Annotated in this window: 14 protein-coding genes and 1 tRNA gene; 8 read left to right on the top strand and 7 right to left on the bottom strand. The window is 37.1% G+C overall.

Features of this window, described 5'->3' with window-relative positions; translation table 11 throughout:
• Positions 1 to 128: 128 nt before the first annotated feature.
• A tRNA-Leu gene (locus tag JHT90_RS07560) sits at positions 129 to 215 on the top strand.
• A gap of 211 nt (positions 216 to 426) precedes the next feature.
• Entirely contained in the window at positions 427 to 990 is a 564-nt protein-coding gene (locus tag JHT90_RS07555) for a sulfite exporter TauE/SafE family protein (protein WP_236253882.1), read from the top strand.
• A gap of 279 nt (positions 991 to 1,269) precedes the next feature.
• On the opposite strand, the gene JHT90_RS07550 is transcribed toward JHT90_RS07555, so the two are convergent.
• From JHT90_RS07550 to JHT90_RS07540, 3 genes are all read right to left on the bottom strand, one after another.
• Positions 1,270 to 10,953, bottom strand: a complete 9,684-nt coding sequence (locus tag JHT90_RS07550; protein WP_201090187.1) for an autotransporter-associated beta strand repeat-containing protein — start codon at positions 10,951 to 10,953, stop codon at positions 1,270 to 1,272.
• Positions 10,954 to 11,420: 467 nt separating this feature from the next.
• Positions 11,421 to 14,144, bottom strand: coding sequence for an autotransporter family protein (locus JHT90_RS07545; RefSeq protein WP_201090186.1), 2,724 nt, complete (start codon positions 14,142 to 14,144; stop codon positions 11,421 to 11,423).
• Positions 14,145 to 14,375: 231 nt separating this feature from the next.
• Entirely contained in the window at positions 14,376 to 14,882 is a 507-nt protein-coding gene (locus tag JHT90_RS07540; RefSeq protein WP_201090185.1) for a DUF2478 domain-containing protein, read from the bottom strand.
• 285 nt (positions 14,883 to 15,167) lie between these two features.
• On the opposite strand from JHT90_RS07540, the gene JHT90_RS07535 reads away from it, so the two are divergent.
• The 6 genes from JHT90_RS07535 to JHT90_RS07510 all read left to right on the top strand — a co-directional run bounded on the left by JHT90_RS07535 (position 15,168) and on the right by JHT90_RS07510 (position 20,683).
• Entirely contained in the window at positions 15,168 to 16,010 is an 843-nt protein-coding gene (locus JHT90_RS07535) for an alpha/beta fold hydrolase (RefSeq protein WP_201090184.1), read from the top strand.
• 213 nt (positions 16,011 to 16,223) lie between these two features.
• Positions 16,224 to 17,477: a lipoprotein-releasing ABC transporter permease subunit gene (locus tag JHT90_RS07530; protein WP_201090183.1), complete on the top strand. Its 1,254-nt coding sequence runs from the start codon at positions 16,224 to 16,226 to the stop codon at positions 17,475 to 17,477.
• Positions 17,470 to 18,162: a lipoprotein-releasing ABC transporter ATP-binding protein LolD gene (lolD, locus tag JHT90_RS07525; protein ID WP_201095687.1), complete on the top strand. Its 693-nt coding sequence runs from the start codon at positions 17,470 to 17,472 to the stop codon at positions 18,160 to 18,162. The genes JHT90_RS07530 and lolD overlap by 8 nt, the downstream gene beginning before the upstream one ends.
• Before the next feature lie 3 nt (positions 18,163 to 18,165).
• Positions 18,166 to 19,413, top strand: coding sequence for a lipoprotein-releasing ABC transporter permease subunit (locus JHT90_RS07520; RefSeq protein WP_201095686.1), 1,248 nt, complete (start codon positions 18,166 to 18,168; stop codon positions 19,411 to 19,413).
• Between the two features lie 111 nt (positions 19,414 to 19,524).
• A complete protein-coding gene (locus tag JHT90_RS07515; RefSeq protein ID WP_201095685.1) occupies positions 19,525 to 19,815 on the top strand; it encodes a PA4642 family protein in 291 nt (96 codons plus the stop codon).
• Positions 19,787 to 20,683: an SdiA-regulated domain-containing protein gene (locus JHT90_RS07510; protein ID WP_201095683.1), complete on the top strand. Its 897-nt coding sequence runs from the start codon at positions 19,787 to 19,789 to the stop codon at positions 20,681 to 20,683. Before JHT90_RS07515 ends, JHT90_RS07510 begins: the two co-directional genes overlap by 29 nt.
• 44 nt (positions 20,684 to 20,727) lie before the next feature.
• Here the strand turns inward: JHT90_RS07510 and parC are convergent, their stop codons facing one another.
• The 4 genes from parC to parE are packed head-to-tail and all read right to left on the bottom strand — an operon-like array spanning position 20,728 to position 26,504.
• The gene (gene parC / locus JHT90_RS07505; RefSeq protein ID WP_201095681.1) at positions 20,728 to 23,025 is read right to left on the bottom strand and encodes a DNA topoisomerase IV subunit A; all 2,298 of its coding nucleotides are present in this window, start codon (positions 23,023 to 23,025) and stop codon (positions 20,728 to 20,730) included.
• A gap of 2 nt (positions 23,026 to 23,027) precedes the next feature.
• Positions 23,028 to 23,558 (bottom strand): retropepsin-like aspartic protease family protein, encoded by a 531-nt coding sequence (locus tag JHT90_RS07500; protein ID WP_236254072.1) that lies wholly within the window; start codon positions 23,556 to 23,558, stop codon positions 23,028 to 23,030.
• The gene (locus tag JHT90_RS07495) at positions 23,551 to 24,609 is read right to left on the bottom strand and encodes an esterase-like activity of phytase family protein (RefSeq protein WP_201095680.1); all 1,059 of its coding nucleotides are present in this window, start codon (positions 24,607 to 24,609) and stop codon (positions 23,551 to 23,553) included. The genes JHT90_RS07500 and JHT90_RS07495 overlap by 8 nt, the downstream gene beginning before the upstream one ends.
• Entirely contained in the window at positions 24,609 to 26,504 is a 1,896-nt protein-coding gene (parE, locus tag JHT90_RS07490; protein ID WP_201095679.1) for a DNA topoisomerase IV subunit B, read from the bottom strand. Before parE ends, JHT90_RS07495 begins: the two co-directional genes overlap by 1 nt.
• Between the last annotated feature and the right edge of the window lie 4 nt (positions 26,505 to 26,508).

The raw sequence follows: 26,508 nt of genomic DNA, 5'->3' as shown, positions 1-26,508 counted from the left end.
TTAGAACATATAAATAAGTAAATCATGCCCAAATTGAAAATCGTTGCCCCATAGTTATAAACGTTGCGGAAAATAATGCGGAAATGGTTTGACATGTGTTAATCCAGAACTTAGAATACGCAACGCCTGCCTCGGTGGCGGAATTGGTAGACGCGGCGGATTCAAAATCCGTTGTTAGCGATAACGTGCGAGTTCGAGTCTCGCTCGAGGCACCAATTATTGACATTAAGACCCCTGTCTCTTATACCCATTTGACGCTGCCGACGATAGGCAGTGTGTAGCACTCGGTTGTTGCCCGACGCTTAAAACAAAAACTCCATAGCTATAGTAGCGTGACTTAAATTTCTAATTTTTTAATATAGGAAAAATTTAATAAACTATAAATTTAACCTTTATCAATAAAAAAATAATAGCAAGGAATAAAAAATGATTGAGCAAATTGGTATCTTACCTATCATAATAATATGGTTAACCATTGTTATTGCTTATATTATTTTTGGTATCACGGGGTTTGGTACAGCATTAATAGCTAGCCCTATTTTAGCTTTTTTTATACCCGTTAATAAAATTGTTCCCCTACTAGCCCTTCTTGATTGTTTTGCTGCAATTACTAATGTAACACGTGATCGTTTAAAAGCAGATACTTCAGAGTTAAAAAGAATAATACCGCTTATGGTTCTTGGCAGCCTTGTGGGAGCAGGAATTCTCTTTTATACAAGACCAGATATTTTATTACCTATACTTGGGTTTTTTGTTATTTGCTATGCTATCTATAATTTGACTGGAATAAAACCGCAGTCCACCTACTCTGCTAAGGCTGTCTTTCCTTTTGGATTTATTGGTGGCATTTTTAGTGCACTCTTTGGTAGTGGGGGTTTTATTTACGCTATCTATTTATCAGGAAGAATCAAAGATAAAAATATAATAAGGGTGACACAGAGTACGTTAATTGGTTTAAGTACATTTACTCGAGTTATTATTTTTTTATAGCAGGTGTTTACTTAGAAGGCAATTTTATTAAAGTACTATTAATTCTTATACCTAGCATGTTAATAGGGGTATTTATTGGCCGACATATCACTTTAAAATTATCAAGAGAACAATTTATCAAAATAATCAATATTGTGATTCTGCTATCAGGTTTAAGCTTACTTATTAATTATTTTATAAGGCTTTAGTTATTACAGTCACTAATTCTAAATCTATTTATAAAATTATGGGCAGATCACCGTATTTTGATCTGCCCTTAAAGATTAACAATATGTCCTATTAGAAACGAATTTTAAGACCAACGGAACCATTGAAATCGTTTTGAATTTTTGTTTTATGACCACTGTTTTGGAAGCTTCTACCCATTTCAGTATAAACTTGAACATTGTTGGTAATACCCCATGTTGTACCTAACGCTACTTCAGTAGTGCTATAGCGTTGATCGGTTTTCATGATGGTTTTACCATCGGTGCTAGCTAAGTTTTCAAACGATACAGTATCCTGACCATTGGATAATTGCTGCCAAACGTTAACACGAGCATATGGTTTTATCTTGCCATAATCTGTATTCATATCTTTGGTTAAGCGAAGACCTAAGCGTCCCATAACAACATCATCAGTGTCCGTTTTTACACGTGTCGTTGCATATCCTTTTAAATCAACATCTTTAAAATCACTATGCTGATACACTAATTGCGCTTGTGGCTCAATTGCCCAGCTAGTATCGCCAAAATAGTATGGCTTTCCTATTTCTATAGAAGCAACATAACTATTGGCGTTAGGATGATATTTTTCACCACCTTGCTTAGTTTTTAGATCGACACGATGATGTCCATATTGCAATACATTATCTACATAGAATCCATTATCATGGGTCCATGTTGCATAACCACCTACATAGGTTGATAAAGTTGAGTTATCACCTAATGATCCTGTGCTTCTAGTGCTAATACTTGTATCAGTATCCATGATGGTAGTGTATAGACCAGCATTCCAGTTATGATTGCTATAAAGGTCAAAACCAACTTGCATACCATTCATATTAGAATTAGCTTCTGTACTGAAAGAATCACCAAGACGTTGACGGTTTGATTGATGGATATAACGTATCCAAAAACGTCTATTACTGTCTTCATCTTTTGTGACATAAGTGTCATCACGAGAGTTTAGTTCATCACCAACCCGTAAATGTAGGTTTCCTAATACAGCAAGGTCTCCTTGACGAACAGTAGTACCTATGCTGTTAAAAATAGATACTTCAGGACGGAAAGAAGCGCGTAGATACCAATTCTCACCTAAGCCATAGGCATCTGCCGCATGTAAACTGTATTGATAAGCACCTGCTTGAATATAAGCAGCACCTAATGTAAAGGCATCTTTAGTAGTCTGAGCAGTAGTTGTAGCCCCATTTATTGCCTCTACCACTACAATGCCATCACCTTTAGTTGATGCACCTAGTCGACTTGCATCAACTTGCAGTAAAGTAATACCTGACGCTGTACCACCATCAATTACTAACTTATCAGCGATACCAGTAGCGTATTGTTGTGCAGCAAGTTTAATTACACCATTGTCACCAATATAGTTACCTTTAACAATCAATGATGATCCAATTTCACCACCGCGTAAATTAATAGTACCTTGGTTCAATAACCCTGCAACTTCTTGGTCATAACCACCTGTATCTAATGTTGCACCTTGACTAACAAGATGAGCTGATGCAGCACTAAATTTATTAGCACCACCTGCTAATAATGTACCATTTTCCACTAAGGTAATACCAGAGTAGTTATTACTACCATTAAGTACAGTAGTACCACTACCCTGTTGCCATAATTGACCTGTACCTGAAATATCACCATTAAGCTGTAAAGTGTTAGAGCGATTTACTTGTAACACACCATAGTTAGCCACATCACCAATAACATCACCTGTTGTACCACCAGTACCAAGCTGTAAATTACCCTCAGCGATAGTAGTACCTCCAGTGTATTGGCTATTTTGAGTTAATGTTAATGTACCATCCCCTGTTTTAATTAATTGACCATCGCCAATTACGGAACTTAATAAGGAAACATCATTACCATTAGTATCAATAGCGCCACCATTTTCAACAACGCTTACAGTACGGCTAGTATCAAAAGCATCACCATAGCGTAATGTACCACCATTTAGGGTAATCCCTGTACCTGCCTGTCCTAAATTATTATCTTGTGAAACCTGTAATATACCGCCTACTATTTTAGTACCACCAGTATATAGGTTATCACCATTAAGAATTAATGTACCAGCATCACTTTTTACTATACTACCAGCACCATCAATGACTGAATTAATAGTAGTTGTGTAATCAGCACCTTGCGCTGTACCATCACCAACCCGAATTATTGTATCAGCCGCATTAGCAGTAATGACACCGTCATTTATTACATAGCCATCAACAAGAAATTGCATACCACTTATGCCAACTTCACCTAGGCTATTATCAACAGTTACATTACCTTTTTCACCGCCAAACACAGCAAATGAATTATTACTAAATGGAGCATTGATAGCACCTTCTGGATTATCAGTTGTCCAGTTATCATTACCCGCACTATTTTGCCAAACTCCGTCACCACCATTAATTACATCATTATTTTTTAGTGTGCCACCTGTGCCACCAGCACCATCCCAGAATCTTAATTCAAGGCCTGCTCTATTTACTAAGTTAACTTGGTTAGCAATCGAGGTTTGGATATAGAGGTCATCTGCCGCACCAGGAACATCGCCAAACTCCATCACATTATTGGTTAATACACCCGTATAATTAAAGACACGGTATACACCGACATCAAAGCTACCACCTGGCGTTTGAGTAATATTTAATTTACCATCAAGTACTAGGTCACCATTAATATTAATTAAGTCATTAAGGCTACCACCTACGGCATAGGGTTGACCAAACTGGAAATCGACTTGAGAATTTTGACTCAGTACTAAACCACCTATGGTAAATACACCAACACTATTTAGATCAGCACCCGCAGATATATGGCCATCATCAGCTACAGTAACTATACCACCCATTGTACCTTCACCACCTAGCGTACTATTGGCTGCTACAGTAATATCACCTGTAGCTGCTTGTTGATTACCATTAACTAGTAATACACCTTCTTCCACAGAGGTTGTACCTGTCCAAGTATTATCCCCTGTTAAGGTAAGCGTACCTGAACCCACTTTTTCTAAACTACCACCATCACCACTGATAATACCGCTAATAGTATCATCACGATTTAGCGATCCTTCTCTAAGTGTTGCCGCACCTAGCTCAACATTACCGGCACCTGATAATGAACCGATTGAGGTAGTGCCATTAGCATCTGCTATATTAACAATACCACCTGCATTATTAGTAATAATGCCATTTTCAGCCTGAGCATCACCAGCAAAAGTTACTAAACCTGTATTATCAATTTGAGCATTACCAGCATTGGTTTGATCTTTAAAATTCATGGTAGTGTTAGTAGCTAAGGTAAAGATACCATTGCCACCATTTGCAGTATCGCTGAAAGTAATAATAGAACCATTTTCTGCATTGGTAACACTGTCAGCAGCAGAGGCTGTATCGTTAAAATTCAAAATACCATCATCAAGGCTGAAATTATGCGTTTCAGCTTCGGCATCATTATTAAAATTAATAGTACCTTGATGATTAATGGTTATATCACTGCTAGCAAGACCAAATGCACCTGTAGTATTAGCGTTTACCACTACAGCACCATCACCATCTTTACCTGTAACGGTGGTGCTTCCCTGATAGGTATTTTGGTTATTCAACTCTAAACTACTGTCTTCACCATCTGTTGAAGAGTCCTTAACCGTTAATTGGCCAGCACCACCAATTAATCCTGTAGGAGTAAAATCATGGCCATACAAGTCAAATTGACCACCACCATTTTCGCTAAGGAAAATAGCACGGTCTGTAGTAAAATCATCACCTATTTGTAATGTTGCATTATTAGTGATTAGTATAGATGTACCAGCTAAACCTAAATTACTATCTTCAGCAACGTTTAAGATACCATCATAAATTTCTGTACCACCACTGTAGGTATTATTACCACGTAGTACTAAACGACCTGGATCATATTTCAATAGTTTTAATGTATCACCTAGACTAGTATTTTCTACCAAATCAGCATTAATAGTTGCGGTAATATCTGCACCTGCAGAACCAGCCCCTACACGGACTGCAAAATATCCATCAGCTGCTGTTTCACCTTGTGCTTGATATTTAGTAGTAGGAACTTGATCAGTAGTTTTCTCTATTATCAATGGTACAGTGCCATCAGGATAAGCAGAGCTACTTTCTGCATCTAATACATAACCATCAGTTAAGAATTGCAAACCTGATGCACGTACAGCTCCATTTGCATCACTAATTGTTACAACGCCCTGATCACCCATAAATACAGCAAAATCCCCTTGAGTCCATGGTGCATTTCCCATACCATTTGCACTGGTCCAATCGTTTGTATCATTCACCATATCCTCAGCGACCCAAGTACCACTACCTCCTTCAATAATACCATCACCTTCAATACCAGTCCGTCCATGGCTACCGTTAACTTCAGGCCCATCCCAGTATTGTAATGTACGTCCACCAAGTGGGTATCCTATGACTAAGTTAACCTGACCATCTAAGATGGTTTGAATAGAATAAACACTTGCATCGGTAGTGGGTAAAGTACCAATATCTAACCCATTATCAGTCAATGCACCTTCATAATTAAATAAACGATAAACTCCAGGTAAGAATATACCACCTGTTGAGACAGTAACATTAAGTTCACCATCTAATACCAAATCTTTACCCACATTTACCAAGTCATTTAAACTACCTCCTGGGGTGAATACTTGACCTAGTTGATACTGGCTATTTGTGGTTGAAGAAAGTGTCAAATTACCATTGATAGTTAAAGTACCCGCACCATTATCTCCAGGTGTTAATGTAGTATTCTGACCAAAAGTAACATCACCACCAATGGTTCCATTACCACCTAAAGTAGCACCATCAGCTACTGTAGTAGAACCAGTTGCTGCTGATTGGTCACCATTAATTATTAAAGTACCTTGATTAACTAATGTTTCACCTTTATAAGCATTGTTACCATAAAGACGGGTTAAACCTGTACCAATTTGATGGAAAGCACCTGATCCTGTGATGGCACCATTTAACTGTACAGTATTATTACGATTAACGATGAAAAGACCATTATCGATAATATTGGTAAATTCAGAAAGTCCGCCTGTACTACCGCCATTACCTAATTGTAATGTGCCACCTGCATCAATTAATGTATCACCAGTCCAAGTATTATCTGCTAGTAAGGTAGTAGTACCACCTGTAGCACGCTCTACACCACCACTACCACTGATAACGCCAGAATATGTTTGATCTGCTGAGGTGCCATCAAAAATAACTTTACTGGCAGCACCACTGGTTTCTATATCGTAATCATTAATAGTAGCTACATCAGCATTAACGGTATTATCACCTGTACGTAATATTGCACCATCAGTCACACTGATTTTTTGTACACCAGATAACTCAAGGTTATTTACTACCCTTACATCCGCAGAACTACCCGTTACATTAAGCTGACTCCAGCCTGTGCCAATATTAGTTGCCACAGATAAATCATCAGAAGGTAAGGAACCAATCAATGCAGAACCTGTTGCACCATTCCATAAATGTGTATTGGTGAGTGTCAGTATATTATTTACCCCACCTTCGCTAAGAATATGGCGGGTTTTACTCATATCAACATCACCTATCTGAGCAGTATCATTACCATCTGCTCCAGTGAAATCTACTTCACCTTCAAAAACACCACTATTCCAGATAAATGTATCAGCACCACTACCCGCATTAATTACACCGCGAGTAAGCGTACCTGCTAAAGTGATAACATCATCACCTGATCCTGTAAGAATTGCGGATGCAGTATCTGTTGCAGCTTGTAATACACCTTGGTTAGTCACTGTATTATTAGCACTACCTGTTGCATCAATAACAGTTGAGTTTTGGCTATTGGCCGTAATAGTTCCTGTATTCAAAATGGTTCGATTAGCCGCTGAGCCATTAATTTTAATTAAAGCTTCAGGATTCAGTGTACTGCTTGAATTGATAATACCAGTATTGGTAAAGTTAGAAGCATTATCAGCTAAGATTGTACTATGCACATCACTGCTAGTTTGAATATTTCCACTATTCGTTACAGTATTAGCATTTTGTGCAACAATTGCCGCACCACTACCTGAGCTCATTGTAATATCTGCACCTGATACTACATTACCATCAGTTTTTGCTAAAATACCTATACCATCATCACCTGTCACATTGATGGTATATCCTCTACCAATAGTTAAATTACCTGTGGTATCACTACCATCAGCTTTCATAAAAGCAAAACCAGAGCCACTACCAGAAACATTAAGAATATTGCCACTACCTTCTGCCGCAAAAGTAACTGCAGTACGAATAGCAGGTCCATCATCTGCATTAATAATTACATTATTAAGATCAATATTAGAGGTATCTGCATTATTATTGATCCCTGCGCCTGAATCAGTAATATTAATTACTGTATTACTGGCTTTTAATGATGAAGCACCAGCATCCATACGAATACCATCAGCACCACCAGACGCTGTAATATGATTATTTGTACCATCAATCGTTAAACTTGCACCATTATCAATCAATTGTACGGCAGCTAAACCACCATTAGCGGTTACATTACCTAATTGAGTAACTACTGCACCTGCTCCCTGCACTTTAACGCCTACGTTACCACTACCTACTGCGCCGCTTACTGAAATATCACCATTATTGGTCAAAGTACCTTTATCTTTAATATAGACACCAATATTATCTGTACCTGATACATTCAATGGCGCATTATTAATCCCTACACCATCATCATGCAGGTATAAGCCAATATTATTATTACCATTTAAGTTAATGCCATTTCCATTAAGGGTAATTTCACCTTTATAAGAAACATCATAGCCTTTAATACCACTCTGCGCCGCTGTAGTAGTAGTTTCTGCATTTGAAACAACCTTAGTCTCCACTGCATTACTAGCAGAACCAACTTTCCCATCTAAACTATAAGAACGTCCATCTACAACCACACCTGTAGTATTATCATGCGCAAGAATAATACCACCATCATTAATGGTACCTTGAGCACCACCCGCAACCATTACGCCAATGCCTTTGTCTCCTGCTACAGTAATTGTTGCGTTACCTGTATTTAGTGTAGTTAAAACATTACCAGGAACACCTGTATCATCCTCATAACCATGAGCAAACACCCCAATGGATCCTACTCCATTTATCGTCAGATCATAAGCTCCAGCTGAAGTACCTGAGTCACCGTCAAAGGTAGCACCATGATCTAGAAGAAATAAGATTGAACCATCTTGCGCATTATCATTTAATACAGCAGTAGAAAGATTAATTTTGGATTGCTGACCATAAGCATAATAACCTATTTGATTTTTATTATTGAAAGTCAACGTAGCATCAGGCCCAACATTAATTGTAGCATTTCCCCGTGCATGTACCCCAATAGCACCTGCCGATAAAAGCTCGATAGTTGAATTAACATTAGCAGTAGCTAAGTTGCCAGAAATCCCTTCAGCAAAAACGGCATGATTACGATAAGTGTAGGGATTACTATCACTACCCCCCATGTCACCTGCTTCACCTACCAAAATTTTACCAGTGTTGGTAGATACTACTGTAGCATCTGCAGTTTCCGCCAATACATTAATGGCAATATTATTATCACCGTATACATTTATATTACCATTGTTAGTTACATTGGTTGTGTTATGTACAGATAATCCATAGTTGGGTGATGCAGCACTATTAACTAATTTACCAAAAATATCTATCGTGCCATTATTTATAACCTGCCCAGTAGCACCTTCGACCAATATACCTACAGCATGACGAGTACTTTCACCTAAGGTGATAGTGCCATCGTTAACTACCTGTCCTGTTCCTGCTGCTAAAATACCTGCTGATTGTTTTGTGCCACCAACCATAACAGTAGGTGAGTACCCAGCAGTATCAGTAATAGGAGTTGTACCTATATAAATTTGACCACTTGCTTGGTTAGTAAAAGTAGCATCATTAAAAACAGATACACCATAGCCTGTTGCTCTACCATTAGTATTGTTTTTATTACCTACTACAGCGATTGTGCCACTATTGCTGGCAACTGTTGAGCCTTCTGCTTGAATACCTACGGCATTAGCTGAATTATTATTTGTTAAAGCAACATTTATATAGCCATTATTATTTACAACACTCGAACCTGTTGCCTTAATACCAATGCTGCCATGATTATTAACGTTTTGATTACTTCCATCTTTTTCAAGGAACAAACCAGCATTAATGGTGCCATTATTGGTTGCTGTAGCATTATCAAGCTGCATACCAATTCCTATTGGACTTGAACTACTTGAACGCCAAATATTAATATTGCCATCATTGGTTAGTGTTGCTCCTGTATCAGCACGCATCACTGCTGAAGCACCATCTACCGCTAAACTACCTTGACTGGTTACTGTACCTGTAGCATTTGCTCCAGTGGCATAGATAACATTCAAATCACCTGTTGCTAAGGTAGCATTATTAACATGGATACCTTTATCATCCCATACGTAATAGCTGTAATTTACGCGGTTTTGTTCTTCTGTGGCTAATAGACTTTGAATAATACTGTTATATACACTTTGTGCGAGTGCTGCTGAGTTTATTATTGATGAACTATATTCAGGTAAAGTAACATGCCCCGTTAGCCATAATTGAACTTGCCCTGTTCTGCCACTATATTCGCCTTGCCCTAATAGAAAATCATTAACTTTCGCAATGTCCTGTGCAGAATTAATTGTAAAGGTGATAGTAGGTTGTAATGGGTTACGTATTACTGTATTTCCTACTTTAATATAGTTTGGCAAAGTAATTGTATCGTTGTAATAAGAACTTACTGCCTGCTGAGAGTTTATCTCTGTTGGTAATACTGCTGCAGGTGCAAAATGGATATAGTTGTCTGAAATCCAATTAATATTACTTTGCGCAGAACCATTACCCTCTGCTCTTGCTAAGGTAGAATTTTTTGCTAATAACTCAATGGTATTTGCCGCTGCAGCAATTGGGGTTGAACTATTGGTATCACTACCAATATTAATATTTGCCGTTCCTCCCACAGAAGTTACTTTTACAATACCAAAATTGTTATAAATACGAAATGAACTAGGGTCATAAACCTTTAATGATAAATCCCCAACCATTGAAGTATCAGGTGAAGAAAAGGTAGTTGAATCATAAACCCTTACTACTGAATAACCACCCTCAAGCCCAGGTACAACCACATTTAATTCTTGATTCTGCTGTGGTGTAGAAGGATTAGTAGAATAACTAAACTGATCAATGTTGTCAGAAGTAATAGGGATAGAATTACCATTTGAGTCAGTTGCTCGAATAATTGTAATTCTTCCTGGATCAGCATTTGCACCTGTACTATCGGATAATGCATCACGGATTAATATGGATGTTGCCGTTCCATTGGAACCGGGAGTAATTAATGGAATAGAACCTGTAATATTTAAAGTTGTTCCAGCGGCATAATGATTTGGGGTATTAGTATCACCATCTATGGTAAAAGCAATACCAGTTTCAGTAATTTGATCATAATTTATTGAGCCAGGAAACAAATAAGAAGGATAAGCAGTAGACCACTCAACATCATCTGCAAACGCACTAGTTATAATAAATGTAGAAGCTACGGCTAATGATGCTGTACGCCCTAAACTTTTTATATGCCATTTTTTAGTTTCAGACTCAGCCACATCGGTGTTATCGGTTTGATTCCAAACCACGTGAAAGATTCTGTTCATTTTTACACTCCGTAAATGGCATTAATTAAAAAGATGTACAGATATCTTTTTTTGCCATAATTTATAAATACCCTACTTTGTTTCTTAACGAAACCATAAGTAATTTATAACTATCTGAATAAGCTTTAAAAATTCCTGCTATTTACTACAGTGCTAAATAAACTATCATTAATGCTAGTTAAACCAGTGTTGAAACTTCACCCTAAATTACACTTAGCTTAGTAGGGGTATATAAAATGCTCCCCATTCTAGTTTTAACAAAATATTAGACTCTTCCTTTGTTATTCCTAGTTATTAAAATTATTGTAGATTTGTTCGAAAGCCGCTTAAAATTATACTTATGGCTGAAAGTTGGTATTTCTTGCAATAATCACCCATTTTTTTAGGTTTTTAAGACTAAATATATAAAAACTAATAAAGGAATTTGTTAGTTTTTATAATAGGGTTGCTTCAATATTCCTTTATTCTTAAAATTTATATACAAAATTCAAATTTGCATAATGTGTATAACTATGTTTTCCTTTTTCAAAATTATAGTTAGCCTCAATCGTAAAATCTTTATTTACCTTATAAGCACTACCAATGCCCAAACCTAGTGCATTATTGTCTAGCTTATCACCATAACTGTTATATCGTGTAGCATTAGGATCTGATACAAAAGTAACATGAGTATTGGCTTTGGTATCTCCATAAAAACCAGAATGATAAACTTTACCTGTGATATCTAAATCACGATTATTAGACCAAGTTAAATCAACACCTGTTTTTAAAAAATGAAAATTTTCTCGGTGAGATTTAACCTTTAAAGAGTAAACCCCTTGCTTTTCTTTATAACTTTGAACATTTAAGCTCATATACTCATAAGCAGTGAAAGGTCTTAAAGTCCATGATTCATTTAATTTAAAGCGACGACCTAAATTAATGCCAAGATTCCAATTATTAGATTCATAATCACTGTTGTAATGATAACCACGTACTTTACGTTTTTGATCGTACCAAGTATGACCAAGCCCAGCCATTAAACCCAATTCAATTTTGCCAGGAAGTAAAGTACCACCATAAACAGCAGCATTAATTGTTTGAGCATCAATATCTGCATATTTAGAACGGAATTCTGGTAATGTTCCAAATAAACCAAAACCAAGGAAAAAATTTCTATCAAAACAATTATCAATACCTAATGCAAAGCCAGGTGTATTGATATGAAAGCCTGTACCATTGGTTTGATTTGTATAACTATAGGTTGGTCTAAACCACACATTGGCTGATTTTTCTGATGGCTGACTACAAACAGAATTACAGTTTGCTGTTTTTCCGTCGGTGTAAGTAGTGTCACGGCAATCATCAAGGCACTCAAAGTTCCAATGCAGCCGCGTTGTCAACATACTACCTAATGAAGACTGCGAGGCGATACCTGTAGGCCCTGTAGTAGAGGATGAGCCACCTAACTCTGAGTTATAAGTTTTACTTTTTATTGTAGCGACTAAATCATGAGAAAGCGGATCATTCTCTCGCCAATACAAGCCATACGTATAATCGTATACGCCAGAGCTAAAGGTACCATCAGGATTTAAAATATTACTATCATTAGTTAAACTATTATCAGCACGCAAACTTAACAAGGGAGCATCTGCTCCTGCTGGTAACTCAAAATAACTAAAAGCACCACCTTGACCCATGCCAACATTGGAACCTGCATTAAGTGCTATATCAAGACCACTTATTAAATGTGCTTGTGCTGAAGGACTAAACAAAATAGTAGAACCAGCAGCTGCATTAAAAGTAGCTGTATTATTATTACTTAAATCTATATGAACAGGCTTATTATTAACTAATTCTAAATAAAGTGTTCCTTGATTAATATTCCATGTAGTTGCACTGGCCATATCATTATGGCCACCCAGTATCCACTTACCCGCTCCTGTTTTATTAATAGTTAAATTTACATTACTTAAGGTAGATCCTGACTTTGTAATCAAATCATCAGCTTGTGATGCCAAAGGATCATACATTGTGACCAATGCACCATCAGCAACATCCACATTAAAAGTAGTTGATAATGCACTGGATGAGACATTACCAAAATAAATACTATTAGCGGTTACACCCATGCCTCCTTGATTATGAGTATTACCTGAGAATGTAATATCATTACCTGCAGTAGCTTGTAAGGTTAAACTAGGTCCTGAATTGTAAATCGCTCCTCCAAGCCCACTACTCATATCTCCTATATTGCTTGTTGTAGCTTGATTGTTTATAAAGCTAGATCCAGAAATGACAGAAGGGCCAAGTGTAGAAATAGCTCCTCCCAAACCTGATTTATCAGCATTACCGCCAGTAGATGCAGAACCACCTTTTGCTATATTGTTACTAAAGACAACATTACTGGCGCCTGTCATATCTATACCAAAAAAACCAGCATAAATAGCTCCACCAATACCACTATTGGGAGCATTTAAAGTACCTGCATCTCCACCTTGAGCCTGATTACCAGAAAAAGTAATGTCATTAGCGCCAGTTAAATTGATAAGCGAAGCATAGATTGCACCACCATGCCCAGAGCCTGTGGTTGTAGACGACGTAGGATTACCAGCAATAGCCTTATTATTAACGAAAGAGATATTATTGGAATTTTTTAGATCTAAGGTGTAATACGCATAAATAGCTCCACCTAAACCTGAGTTCGCACCATTATCACCACCTAGCGCAGTATTATTGTTCAACATAATGTCATCTGCATTCGCCATAGATAGATCATTATTTGCATAGATAGCGCCACCTAGACCACTGGATACATTATTGTTTACACCTTGCGCAGTACTATTTTGCACTTGAATATCTGCAATATTTAACGTAACAGAGTTATTAGTAAAGTAAATAAGCCCCCCTTTTGCAGGAGGAGTTGATGTAGCTGCTTCAGAAAGAATAATACGTGTTCCATCACTAGACACTAGAGTCAATGAGCTAACAGATAATGTTTCCCCTGCAAATGAGCTATCATTGTTATGTACCACAACAATATCTCCATTTGCTAAAACACCCGCATCTGATAGTTCTTTAAGGGTTGAATATGTTTCACCTATTCCTACATCATAGGTTGTTGCTTTTGCTTGAGAGGTAAGCAGACTATAAGCAATAGGAAAAAATAACAAGTAAGCTATATTTTTCGATAACTTAGAAACAGTAAGCATATTATTTTCCTTCTTTTCCTAGAAGTTAGACTAATATTAAAAAATGCACTGACTAAATGACTATAATTAATAGATAGTTACTAAAACTAGCCTACTTTCAAACCATTGTCCGCTAATAATTAATAATAGTTTAATACACATTTTGTATTGGATAATTTATACTTTTGTATTGTTTTTATTAGTAAAAAATCTTTGTTTGTTAATTCTTCTGTATTGATAATTAAATTAAAATTATAAGATATTTTTTATGCGTTTAAACCAATCATGAAGGGCTTGCTTATTGGGTTTTAGCTCAACTGCTAACCCCCCTGTAAACTCATTCCATTGAGTTAAATATTTTATATTGGTTAATGTTAGTATGGGTATACCTTCATTCATTAAAGCAAGCATTTCTGCAATAAAACCTTTACCTTCTGCCTCTGCTGTACCGAATCGATTAACGATCACTAAATCAGCCTTCTCTGCTAATGCCTTGCGCAGTACAAAAGCTGCAGCAGCTAATTCACCTAAATCTAAAGAGCAGGACAACGATTGCTTGCCTAATTGTTGAGAAATAATAAACTCTTGATTGTCATTTAAATTATAGATAATCATTGGATTTCTACTACGCTTGGTTAAAAGTCCTTGTACATTCCACCCTGCTGTTGTTAATTCGTTAACAAATTCCCTTATTAGCCAATCATACTCACCATCCCCTCTATGCATAATAGTGGCTATATCGACATTTGAATTTTTCAAGATGTTTTACTCTTTACATTTAACAATTTTTCTTAGTATATCTTTAAATAGAGATCAACAGTCATTTAAAAATTAAGAACCACACTTAGTATCAATAAATGTAGTCTTAAAGAATAGCAATGCCATAAAAAACAATACGTTGAATGCCAGCCTGCGATTAAATGATCTTTATAGGTTAAAGACTTTGTTACAAATACCATAATATCCTAGTCTAAAGCATAATAGTGTTACTAAACTCAATGAAATAAATTAATCCCACATTCAAAAAAAAACTTGGAGTTAATCATGAGTTCTAACAAATTATGTGGTAGCACTATTACCGTAAAAGATGGCACAGTTATCTATTACAAAGACTGGGGATCAGGACAACCTGTTGTGTTCAGTCATGGCTGGCCTTTATCAAGTGATGCTTTTGAAGATCAAATGTTTTTCTTAGCTTCACACGGTTATCGTGTTATTGCTCATGACCGTCGTGGTCATGGTCGCTCTTCTCAACCTTGGGAAGGCCACAATATGGATCAATATGCAGACGATTTAGCAGAGCTAACAGAAGCATTAGATTTAAAAGATGCTATCCATGTAGGCCACTCAACAGGTGGTGGTGAAGTAGCACGTTATATAGCACGTCATGGTACAAGCCGTGTAGCTAAAGCATCATTAATTGGTGCTGTTCCTCCTATTATGATTAAAACAGACTTTAATCCTGACGGTTTACCTAAAGAAGTATTTGACAATATCCGTGAAGGTGTAAGAAAAGATCGTTCAACCTTCTTTTATGAATTAGCTGATACTTTCTATGGTTTTAATCATAATCCATCAAAATCTGCTGAAGGCTTAAAAAGAAGCTTTTGGTTACAAGGTATGATGGCTTCAATTAATGGTATGTATGATTGTGTTAAGGCTTTCTCTGAAACTGACCAACGCGAAGATTTGAAAAAAATGACTATTCCAACATTAGTTATTTATGGTGATGATGATCAAATCGTACCACCAAAATCTTCTAGTGAAGCAGCAGCAAAACTTCTACCCAATGCAACTGTAAAAGTTTACAAAGGCGCTTCTCATGGTCTATGCAGTACCCACAAAGATCAAATTAATGAAGACTTATTAGCATTTATTAAAAGTTAATCATTAATTTATCATTAACTACCACTTTCCTTTAACAAACATTGTTAAGGGAAAGTAGTTGATAAGTTACTCTGCCCTTCACTGTTCGTCCGTCTTTCATCATTTATACTAAAAAAGATAATTCTACTTACAAATAATAGTGTGATTTTTATCTGAATACAGGTAGTATTAACGGTTTTACAAAATATTAAAAACTGGTATTAACTAACCATTATGTTTAAACCTTTTCCTATTTTTGTTGGATTACGTTATACACGCGCAAAACGCCGCAGCCATTTTGTGTCGTTTATTTCTTTTACCTCTATGCTTGGGCTTATTTTAGGCGTTATGGTAATGATCTTAGTGTTATCCGTTATGAACGGCTTTGATCGAGAAATGCGTGAGCGTGTGTTAGGTATGATTCCTCAAGCTACTATTGAAACCTATCAACCTATAGATGATTGGCAAACACTCGCCAACACCATTAAACAAAACCCAGAAGTAGTTGCTGTAGCGCCTTTTTTAAAAATGCAAGGCATGTTAAGTTTTAATGGACAGATTGAATCTATACTCGCCAATGGTGTTGATCCACAAGCTGAAGATACTGTATCCATTATTAGCCACTATTTCACCGAAGGTAAATTAGATGATTTAGTGCCTAGTGAATTTGGTATTATTATTGGTTCAGGTATTGCTAAAAAACTAAATGCTCAAATTGGCGATAAAATTACTTATATTATGCCAGAAGCCTCTGTCACTCCTGCTGGTATCTTTCCAAGAATGAAACGCTTTACAGTAAAAGGTATTTTCCATGCAGGAACAGGTGAGTTAGATAACCATTTTGCTATGGTTCATATACAAGATGCTAACCGTTTAGTTCGCTTGCCTGTAAATCAAACACTTGCCTTACGTTTACAATTAAAAGACTTATTCCAAGCCAACGAAGTAACGATGGATGTATTAAAAAGCTTACCTAACGCTCGTAACTTTTATGGAACCACATGGAAAAGCAGTTATGGTGGTCTATATCAAGCCATTCGTTTAGAAAAAAATATGATCGGTATGTTGTTATTATTAATTGTTGCAGTAGCTGCATTTAATATTATTTCCACCCTAGTAATGGTAGTGACTGATAAAAAATCAGATATTGCTATTTTAAGAACATTAGGCGCAACACCTGCAGAGATTATGAGTATCTTTATGGTACAAGGTACTATTATTGGTGTTATTGGTACGTTGATTGGTGGCATCTTAGGTATTTTAGCTGCTTTAAAAATCAGTGATATATTAGCTTGGATTCAAACTATAACGGGTCATCAATTCCTAAACTCAGAAATTTATTTTATTGATTATATCCCCTCACAAATCATGCTAAATGATGTTGTGATTATCTGCGGTGCTGCTTTAATTTTAAGCTTCCTAGCTACCCTATACCCCGCTTGGCGAGCAGCACGTATTCAACCTGCAGAGGCATTACGCTATGAATGATGGTTTAGTATTAAGTTGTAAAAATTTAGGCATGGTCTATAAACAAGGCCCTAATGCTGTACAAGTATTATCAGCTGTAGAACTACACCTACAAGCAGGTGAAAGAGTCGCTATTATTGGCCAATCTGGTGCAGGTAAAAGTACTTTACTTAACCTATTAGGTGGCTTAGATACTCCCACTTCAGGTAGTGTATGGCTTGCAGGCCAAGAATTATCCGCGTTAAATGAAAAAGCCCGTGGTTTATTGCGTAATAAAGCATTAGGCTTTGTTTATCAATTTCATCACTTACTACCTGAATTCTCAGCGTTAGAAAATGTAGCTATGCCTTTATTAATTGGCAAAACTGATATTAATGAAGCAGAGCAAAGAGCTACAGAATTATTAAAACGAGTTGGATTAGAACATCGCTTAAAACATAAGCCTTCAGAACTGTCAGGTGGTGAAAGACAACGTGTTGCTATTGCAAGAGCGTTAGTTAATCAACCACAACTGGTATTACTCGATGAGCCTACGGGTAACTTGGATCAACACACCGCACAAAGTATCCAAGCATTAATGTTAGAGCTTAGTAAATCATTGAATACCACATTCCTAGTCGTTACCCACTCCTTAGAGTTAGCCAGTCAAATGGATAGAACATTGCGTTTGACAGAAGGAAAACTAATAGAAGAACTAAAAGGATAAGCTATGTTTAGACCTTTTACACTATTTGTTGGCCTACGTTATATTAGAGCTAAACGTCGTAACCAGTTTATCTCTTTTATTTCATTAACCTCTATGATTGGCCTAGCCTTAGGCGTGATTGCTATGATTACGGTGCTTTCTGTAATGAATGGCTTTCAAAAAGAAATGAGTGGTCGTATTCTGGGTATGGTGTCACATGGGATAATTAGCCATAAAGGACATCCCATTGATAATTGGCAAACCATTGCCGAACAAGCTAGCAATAATCCAAATGTAGAAGGTGTAGCACCAATAACCCAATTACAAGGTATGCTTTCTTATCGTGGCAAAATGAGTCCTGTTATGGTGAGTGGTATTGATCCTCAGCAGGAAGATAAGGTTTCTATTCTAAGTAAACATGTCACTTTCGGTAGTTATCAAGACCTTAAGCCAGATGAATTTGGGATTATTATTGGAGAAGCCACAGCAGGTAAACTAGGTTTAAGAGTGGATACTCCCCTGCTATTAATTGTACCTGTCGCTAGTAATACCGTCAGTGGTATTACTCCGCGTATGCAAAAAGCTGTTGTTGTAGGCACTTTCCGAGTTAATGCTGAGATCGATAATAGCCTTGCATTTATCCATTACAGTGATGCTGCCAAAATCAAACAATGGCAACCTAATCAAGTAGAAGGCATACGTTTAAAACTAAAAGACCTTTATAAAGCACCTACGGTTGTAAAAAATCTGGCCCAAGAGTTAGGGGACCACTATCAAGCTGAAGACTGGACTAAGACTCAAGGTAGCCTATTTAGTGCCATGAAAATGGAAAAAACCATGATTGGTCTATTATTAATGATAATTGTTGCGGTAGCTGCTTTTAATATTATTGCTACTTTAATTATGGTGGTATCTGATAAACGTTTGGATATTGCTATTTTGCGTACTCTGGGCGCTACACCAAAACAAATCATGAGTATCTTTATGATACAGGGTACAGTTATTGGCTTAATCGGCATTATTTCAGGTACTGTATTAGGTATTCTACTGACTCAATATATTAATACTGTAGCTGGTTGGTATGAAAAATTAACAGGTAGTGAAGTGTTTTCAAGTGATGTTTTTGCTATTAACTTCTTACCCGTAGATATGCAAATAGGTGATATTATTACCGTATGTATAGCAGCCCTTGTATTAAGTTTCTTAGCTACCTTATACCCAGCTTATCGAGCTTCTAAAACTCAACCTGCTGAAGCGTTAAGGTACGAATAAATATATGCTATTTATTAATTAAAGTCATAAGGATATGACTAAACAATTAGGTCAAAATTATTTAAAACCAGTAACATAGCTATTTTATATATTTTTATAAGGCACTATCCAATGCGTAAAGATAAAAAACAAATCATTGGCGAACCTATGACTGATGAGCAAATCAAAGTATTTTTAAATGCAGAGCCAGCATCTAATGACTCTGCTCCCTTGCATAAACTAATGCGTGCTTATCATAGTTTACGTATAGAAGACTTTGAGCGTTTTTTAAAGTTCTTTAAACAACAAGGCTTATCTTTAGACTGCCAAGATGGGCAAGGTAAAAATTTTGCAGATTTAGTAGCCGATCAGCGTTTAGCAAAGCCTTACATCCATGCTTTTGAAGAAGCTAGAACTAGCTAAAACTATGTTATTAAGGGCAATCCAACTATCATTATTATCACTGAGTATTTTGATAGTGGGTTGCCAAACTCAGCAACAACAAGCCTGTCTACAAATTCAACAACAAACATCAAATTTACCTAATACACTACAATTAGCTGACTATTATGTGGTTATTAATAAAAAATCAGTTAAAGGTATTGCTAACAATCTCTCTGCCCTTACGTGGAATCAAGATACTCAAACGCTATTTGGTACTTTAAATAAGCCCCCCACTATTGTTGAATTATCCACTACAGGTGATTTGCTAAGAACTATATCAACAAAAGGCATTCGAGACCCTGAAGCGATTGAATATATTGGTAATAATCAATTTATTATCGCTGATGAACGGCACCATAAACTATTAAAAGCCACCATTGATAAAAGGACAACCTTTATTGATGGTCACTCATTACCACAGATCAAAGTGGGTGAAGTACAAAAGTTTAATAAAGGGCTTGAAGGCTTAGCCTATAATAGAGAAACACAAACTATTTATGCCTCTAATGAATCTGATCCCATTACCATCTACAAAGTAACAGGTTTTATTGAAAATCAAGACATAACAATCACTGAGATTAATAAAAACTGGTCATTATTGATTGATGATATTTCAGGTTTACACTTTTACCAACCCTATCAACACCTGCTTGTTTTATCAGATGAATCAAAACTTATTTTAGAAGTAGCTGCTGATAATCAATTAGTAGGTTGTATGCCATTAATCAGAAACCAGCATGGTTTATTAAGTAATATCCGCCAACCTGAAGGTATTACTATGGATGATCAGGATAATTTATATATAGTTAGTGAGCCTAATTTATTTTATAAATTTACTAAAAAGTAAACCCTAAAACTATCCATTAATTAATAGTTTAGGGTCTATTAAGATTACTCTGTATCTACAGCTTCTTTAGCAGTTTCTTTGCTTTCTTTTACTTCTTCCACAGTCATTCCATCAACTCGTTGGAAGCCTCTAGGTAGTTTATTTCCTCGTCTACCACGCTCACCACGATAATGCTCAAGGTCTGCAGGTTTTAAAGAAATGGTACGTTTACCTGATTGTAAAATAAGGCTAGCTTGTTGCGGTAATACAGCAATACTAACCATATACTCTTCACGATTAGCGGCACGACTACTGCTAATATTAATAATCTTATTGCCTTTACCTTTAGCTAACTGCGGTAAATCAGCTAGAGGGAAAATTAATAAACGGCCTTCGTTTGTTACCGCAGCAATCATATCTTGCTCTATATTTTTAATTAGCTGTGGAGTAATTACTTTAGCGTTTTGTGGTAAGGTTAATAAGGCTTTACCTGCTTTATTTTTAGTCTGTAAATCTTCACCTTTAACCACAAAACCGTAACCTGCATCAGAAGCCATAATATATAAGGCATTATCCTCAGGTAATAATACGCATTCAAAATTAGCCCCTGCGGGTGGGTTTAAACGGCCCGTTAGTGGTTCACCTTGTCCCCTCGCTGAAGGTAAGGTATGACTAGCAATGCTATAACTACGCCCCGTACTATCAATAAAAACAGCTGCTTGGTTGGAACGACCCATAGCACTCGATAAATAACTATCACCTGCTTTATAAGATAAAGTGGCAGGTTCTAAATCATGTCCCTTACCACAACGTACCCAACCTTTATCAGAAAGCACCACTGTAACAGGTTCGGTAGGTAATAATTCATTTTCGGCTAGAGCTTTTGCCTCAGCACGTTTGACTATTGGAGAACGACGCTCATCACCATAGCTTTCCGCATCTTGTATAATTTCTTGACGAACCAGTGAACGTAATTTGTTTTCGTTATTTAATAAACTCAGTAGTTGTTCACGTTCTTTTTGTAACTCGTCTTGTTCGCCACGAATTTTCATTTCTTCAAGGCGTGCTAACTGGCGTAAGCGAGTATCCAGAATATAATCGGCTTGCAATTCTGTTAAATTAAAGGCTTCCATTAATACTGGTTTGGGCTGATCTTCAGTACGAATAATCTCAATTACCCTATCTAAATTTAAGAAAGCAATTAATAAACCTTCTAATAGATGTAAACGACGTTCTACTTTATCCAAACGAAATTGTAAACGACGACGGACTGTATTAATACGGTATTGTAACCATTCCGTTAGCATTAATAACAAGCTTTTGACTTGCGGCTTACCATTAAGGCCAATTATATTCATATTGACCCGATAGCTAGACTCTAACTCAGTAGTGGCAAATAAATGCTGCATCAATTCTTCAATATCGATTCGGTTAGAGCGCGGTACAATCACAATACGGGTCGGATTTTCATGATCAGATTCATCACGTAAATCGGCAACCATAGGTAATTTCTTGGCTTGCATTTGCCCAGCTATCTGCTCTAGCACCTTAGCACCAGAAACTTGATGAGGTAATGCCGTTATTACTACATCGCCCTCTTCTACACTATAAACAGCACGCATTTTTACTGAGCCACGGCCTACTTCATATATTGTTTGCAAGTCAGCTTGTGGGGTAATAATTTCTGCTTCTGTAGGAAAATCAGGCCCTTTAATATACTGGCATAAATCAGCTATTGTAGCTTCTGGGTTATCAATTAAATGAATACAAGCAGCTGCAACTTCCCTTAAATTATGGGGCGGAATATCAGTAGCCATACCTACTGCAATACCTGTTGTACCATTTAACAATAAATTTGGTAGTCTGGCAGGTAACGTAATAGGCTCTTCCATTGTGCCATCAAAGTTTGCTTGCCAGTCAACTGTACCCTGTCCTAGTTCACTTAATAATGTTTCTGAATAGCGTGATAATCTGGCTTCTGTATAACGCATGGCGGCAAAGGACTTAGGATCATCTGGCGCACCCCAGTTACCTTGACCATCTACTAAAGGATAGCGATAAGAAAAGGGTTGCGCCATTAAAACCATTGCTTCATAACAAGCGCTATCACCATGCGGATGGTATTTACCCAATACGTCACCCACTGTACGTGCTGATTTTTTATGCTTTGAATCAGCCGATAAACCTAGCTCACTCATGGCATAAACAATTCGACGTTGCACAGGTTTTAAGCCATCACCAATATGCGGTAAAGCCCTATCCATAATAACGTACATGGAATAGTTCAGATAAGCTTGCTCGGTAAATGTTTTTAACGATTGACGTTCAACACCATCTAAACTCATATCTATTATTTCACTCATTGCTAATTACTCTTATACTGACGCAATATCAATTGGTTATTACGTTGGGTAAACTCTAATTGTCTTAAAAAACTCATACCTAATAGCACTTCATCATCCATATTAGGAACAATCGTTGCACGCACATTTTGTATTTCAATACCACCTAGCGCCACAGTGTCCAACATCGTTGTCCAACCGCGAACCATACCATTGGCAGTTGATAAATCCACAGGCATTTGTTTTTTTAAATTTAATCTATTAGCTAATGACTCAGATACCGCTACTTGGGTAGCTCCTGTATCTAACATAAAGGTAACTGTTTGGCCATTAATACGACCTGTAGCCATATAATGACCACCACGACCACTGTCTAAAACCACTTCTATATAATTACTGGTATAGGTCGATTGAGGATTTTTATTGGGATTCATTTTTCCCTCTTCCCAACTAGCAAAGAACTTCACAGCTAGCAACATACCCACTAACCAAGCAATTATCATCATCGTTTTACCAGCACCCTTACCTGCTGGCTGCTGATTTTGATCAGTCATTTAAGGTTCCCTCTGTTGCTAACCATCCTTTGTTAGGTACAACAAAACGCCAAACAATAGGGCGATCTTCACCATCTATTCGTTTATTAGCACTGTCATTATCAAGTCCAATCCATGCACCTGCGTCATCAACCCATAATGCTTCTGGCATGCCATACGCTTTATATTGACGTTGTGGCTGTAATCCTTCCTCAGCAAAAGACCAACATTGTTCTACTTCGGCTTTAAGATTACGACGACAAACTCGAAAAGCACCACGTTCTAAAGTAAATAGTTTTTCCTTATAAAAAACTAAATCAGAAAAATCCCTAGCATCTACCCGATTTTTCCGACGAAATTGTTTTGGAAAAGCTTCTCTATCACCTTCTGCTAATAATACACATTGTTGCTCTGCACATTGCCAACCTTGTTTTTCATCGTATTGCACAGCTAATATACCGCGCTTATTACGTTCAGCGGCTAGCCATAATCTTTGACCATCAGGTGATATAGCTATGCCTTCTAGCATTTGGTTGATCTTTTGTAATAACCCTTGTTGTTTGGCTTGTTGCCATAAATTATCAGGTAATGCTAGCCATTCGGGCTTACCTTGCGGAGGTACTTTTAATATTGCTAAATAGGCTTCACTGACAATATAACGGTTACCTTGTGCATCACAAGTTATGCTCTCATAGTCATAAGCGCCACCACGCACCATACCAATCCCTAAATTAGCTAAACCTCCCCATGCGGGCAATGCATTAGTAGGCACTGACGGTGGATCAAAAACTTCTGCTTCTGCCTTTAAAATAGATAACTGATTCAGCTTACTGTTATCTTGCTGTTTAACCAATTTATACAGTTGCGTATCATTACGGTCAGAAATAGCAAATAAATCACTACCACACATAGCAATACCTGATAAGTTACCATCTGGCATATTATCAACAGCATATTCTTTGGCTAATTGAAGCTCTGGCCATTTCGGTGGTGTAATTATCTTACTATCAACTTCAGCATAAACTGAAATTGATAGTAGTATTAATAATAATGCTAAACTTCTCTTTAGCATTAAGCCAATACCTCAGCGAGGTTTCCTTTATCTTCCAACCATTGTTTACGATCAGAAGCACGCTTTTTAGCCAATAACATATCCATCATTTCGCGCGTTTCTTCAAAATGATCCAAGGTTAATTGCACTAAACGACGAGTATTGGGATCCATAGTAGTCACACGCAATTGAGAAGGGTTCATTTCACCTAGCCCTTTAAAACGTGTCACCTGCACTTTACCCCTTTTCTTATCAGCAGCGATACGATCTAAAATACCATCACGCTCACCTTCATCTAAGGCATAAAATACTTCCTTACCAATATCTATGCGATATAAGGGAGGCATCGCAACAAATACATGCCCTGCTTCCACTAATGGTTTAAAATGCCGAACAAATAACGCACATAATAAGGTAGCAATATGTAATCCATCTGAATCCGCATCTGCTAAAATACAAATTTTGTTATAGCGTAACTGGCTTAAATCATCTGAATCTGGATCAATACCCATAGCTACAGCAATATCATGTACTTCTTGCGAACCTAACACTTGGTTACCATCTACTTCCCATGTATTAAGAATTTTTCCACGTAGTGGCAAAATAGCCTGAAAATCTTTATCCCTTGCTTGTTTAGCAGAACCACCTGCTGAATCCCCTTCCACTAAAAATAATTCTGAACGATTAGTATCTTGGGTAGCACAATCTGCTAACTTACCTGGTAAAGCTGGCCCTTGAGTAACCTTTTTACGTTCAACCTTTTTACCTGCACGTAATCGTTTACCTGCATTACTAATAACAAATTCTGCTAATTGTTGGCCAATCTCTGGATTAGAATTTAACCATAAACTAAAGGCATCTTTAACCGTTCCTCCCACAAAAGCAGCTGCTTCACGGGAAGATAAGCGCTCTTTGGTTTGTCCTGAAAACTGTGGGTCTTGCATTTTCATAGAAAGTACAAAACTGATGCGTTCCCAAATATCTTCAGCGGCTAACTTCATATTTTTAGGTAAGAGATTACGAAACTCACAGAACTCTCGCATCGCATCCAATAAACCTTGCCGCAAACCATTTACATGGGTGCCACCTAATGGCGTAGGAATCAAGTTCACATAACTTTCTTGTAGTGTCTCGCCACCCTCTGGCAACCATAGTACCGCCCATTCAACTGCTTCTTTAGTGCCTGCTAATTGCCCCATAAAAGGTGTGGCAGGCACACATTCAAAACCTTGCATAGCCTCAGCTAAGTAAGATTTTAAACCATCTTCATAAAACCACTCTATATGCTCGTCAGTATTTAAATCATCAAAGGTAATTGTTAAGCCAGGACAAAGAACCGCTTTAGCTTTTAAAAGATGTTTTAAACGTGATAATGAAAATTTAGCCGAATCAAAATAACTAGCATCTGGCCAAAAGCGGACACTTGTTCCTGTATTACGCTTAGCTGCTGTACCAATAACTTCCAGTTCAGAAGCTTTATAGCCATTTTCAAAAGCCATACGGTATTCATTACCATCGCGTTTTACATGTACTTCTACACGATGTGAAAGCGCATTAACAACTGAAATACCAACACCATGCAAACCACCTGAAAACTGATAGTTTTTATTGGAAAACTTACCGCCTGCATGAAGTTTAGTAAGGATTAATTCTACCCCTGAAATACCTTGCTCAGGGTGAATATCCACAGGCATTCCTCGACCATCATCAGTTACTTCTAGTGATTGATCTGTATGTAAAATAACCCGTACATTCTTTGCATAACCCGCTAATGCTTCATCAACGCTATTATCAATAACTTCTTGCGCCAAATGATTTGGTCTGGTTGTATCTGTATACATACCAGGGCGTTTACGAACAGGATCTAACCCTGATAAAACTTCAATTGCCTCAGCTGTATAAGTTGTATTCGCCATATAC

The organism is Entomomonas asaccharolytica (assembly GCF_016653615.1).
GTDB lineage: Bacteria > Pseudomonadota > Gammaproteobacteria > Pseudomonadales > Pseudomonadaceae > Entomomonas > Entomomonas asaccharolytica.
Note: the sequence above shows the minus strand (reverse complement) of the source record. Positions and strands in the feature narration are given on the sequence as shown.

Coding starts and splice junctions, on each gene's coding strand:
- JHT90_RS07545 (WP_201090186.1), bottom strand. CDS start 14,144: ATGCTTACTGTTTCTAAGTTATCGAAAAATATAGCTTACTTGTTATTT.
- JHT90_RS07555 (WP_236253882.1), top strand. CDS start 427: ATGATTGAGCAAATTGGTATCTTACCTATCATAATAATATGGTTAACC.
- JHT90_RS07495 (WP_201095680.1), bottom strand. CDS start 24,609: ATGCTAAAGAGAAGTTTAGCATTATTATTAATACTACTATCAATTTCA.
- parE (WP_201095679.1), bottom strand. CDS start 26,504: ATGGCGAATACAACTTATACAGCTGAGGCAATTGAAGTTTTATCAGGG.
- JHT90_RS07515 (WP_201095685.1), top strand. CDS start 19,525: ATGCGTAAAGATAAAAAACAAATCATTGGCGAACCTATGACTGATGAG.
- JHT90_RS07520 (WP_201095686.1), top strand. CDS start 18,166: ATGTTTAGACCTTTTACACTATTTGTTGGCCTACGTTATATTAGAGCT.
- parC (WP_201095681.1), bottom strand. CDS start 23,025: ATGAGTGAAATAATAGATATGAGTTTAGATGGTGTTGAACGTCAATCG.
- JHT90_RS07535 (WP_201090184.1), top strand. CDS start 15,168: ATGAGTTCTAACAAATTATGTGGTAGCACTATTACCGTAAAAGATGGC.
- JHT90_RS07510 (WP_201095683.1), top strand. CDS start 19,787: ATGCTTTTGAAGAAGCTAGAACTAGCTAAAACTATGTTATTAAGGGCA.
- JHT90_RS07500 (WP_236254072.1), bottom strand. CDS start 23,558: ATGACTGATCAAAATCAGCAGCCAGCAGGTAAGGGTGCTGGTAAAACG.
- JHT90_RS07550 (WP_201090187.1), bottom strand. CDS start 10,953: ATGAACAGAATCTTTCACGTGGTTTGGAATCAAACCGATAACACCGAT.
- JHT90_RS07530 (WP_201090183.1), top strand. CDS start 16,224: ATGTTTAAACCTTTTCCTATTTTTGTTGGATTACGTTATACACGCGCA.
- lolD (WP_201095687.1), top strand. CDS start 17,470: ATGAATGATGGTTTAGTATTAAGTTGTAAAAATTTAGGCATGGTCTAT.